We start from the raw sequence: 1,459 nt of genomic DNA, 5'->3' as shown, positions 1-1,459 counted from the left end.
GAACACAAGCGCGCAAAGCACACCAAGAATCACACCAACCAAGGCAAAATATCGCCCAGCTTGGTTCATACGTTCTTCGCTGTAAGGTAAGTCACTCGGTACAGGCAAGCGGCTAAAAAAGCTCACAGCCAAGAGGAATAGCTCCATTTGATAGCGTAGCGTTGCTTGTCTTGAACTTTTTGACTCAGACACTAAACCGTTACTCCTGCACTCTCAAAACTGGCCATTTTATTATAGAACTGCGCAGCGGCCTTCAATAGCGGCAATGCCAACGCAGCACCTGTTCCTTCACCAAGGCGGAGCCCTAAATCTAGCAAAGGTTCGGCTTTTAATAACTCCAACACAAACTTGTGTCCGTTTTCTTCTGAACGATGTGCAAACAGCATGTAGTCACGTGTTTCTTCGTCTAGTAACGTGGCAACATACGCCGCGACAGAGACAATAAAACCATCGACAAGCACTGGCGTTTTCAAACGCTTCGCCTCAAGGAACGCCCCAACCATCTGTACGATTTCAAATCCACCAACTTGCGATAATACGGCTTTGGCGTCTAGACCTCGACAACGACTTACCCCTTGAGAAACCAACTTTAACTTTCGGCTCAACTGCTCTGAGTTGACGCCCGTACCAAGGCCAACACAGTAGTTTACCGCAAGCGGGCTGAGTGCCGCCAATAATGCAGAAGCCGAGCTGGTGTTTCCAATCCCCATCTCACCAAACATCAGTAAGTTAGATCCTGAATAGATGGTGCTTTGTGCCACTCTTGCACCATATTCCAAACCAAGCGCCACTTGTTCAGAAGACATCGCCGCTTGCTTTGAAAAATTGGCAGTGCCATTTCCTAAACGCTGCTCAATTAAATTCGGATGAGATTTAAACTCAGGAACCATGACTTCGATTGGCGCAAGCATACCGCAGTCAATCACTTTGAATTCGATTTGGTTTACATCGCAAAAGCAGTTAATTGCCGCACCTCCAGCAAGGAAGTTCGCAACCATTTGCTGGGTAACTTCACTCGGTGCGATGCTAATGCCTTCTTTCGCAACACCATGGTCGCCAGAAAACACCAACATCGTTGGCTTGCGAATAACAATCTCTTCAACGGCTTGTGCTTGATCTTGGCTTTGAATCAACGCTAACTGCAATGCGACTTTTTCTAGCAACCCTAGAGCACCTAAGGGTTTGGTTTTGTTATCAATGCGCGTTTGAATATCTGCGGAAAAAGAGCAATCCATGTTTGGTATTCCTTCAAGTAATTGGTGTTCGTTCGATAGAAACGTTGTCTACAGTTGCGTATGCATTACGACGAGACAAGATAAAAGGCTGACGACGAATGAGAGAATAAGTGTACGCCTCTTTCATTCTATTTCATCTGATTTTCTCTTTTTGCTGATGTTTTTAGCATTCTGACTGTCATATTGACAAGAATATGATTCTAGGTGGCTGTTTTTACATAAAT

The 1,459-nt window shown here is 45.2% G+C and carries 2 protein-coding genes; both read right to left on the bottom strand.

Going from position 1 to position 1,459, the window contains the following annotated elements; translation table 11 throughout:
* The coding region (locus R7070_RS25090) for an adenosylcobinamide-GDP ribazoletransferase (RefSeq protein ID WP_318141383.1) at nucleotides 1–147 on the bottom strand (147 nt) is incomplete at its 3' end.
* 44 nt (nucleotides 148–191) lie between these two features.
* Nucleotides 192–1,235 (bottom strand): nicotinate-nucleotide--dimethylbenzimidazole phosphoribosyltransferase, encoded by a 1,044-nt coding sequence (gene cobT, locus R7070_RS25085; RefSeq protein ID WP_318141382.1) that lies wholly within the window; start codon nucleotides 1,233–1,235, stop codon nucleotides 192–194.
* Nucleotides 1,236–1,459: the final 224 nt, after the last annotated feature.

It is taken from the genome of Vibrio sp. 1557 (genome assembly GCF_033340175.1).
GTDB lineage: Bacteria > Pseudomonadota > Gammaproteobacteria > Enterobacterales > Vibrionaceae > Vibrio > Vibrio alginolyticus.
Note: the sequence above shows the minus strand (reverse complement) of the source record. Positions and strands in the feature narration are given on the sequence as shown.

Coding starts and splice junctions, on each gene's coding strand:
- cobT (WP_318141382.1), bottom strand. CDS start 1,235: ATGGATTGCTCTTTTTCCGCAGATATTCAAACGCGCATTGATAACAAA.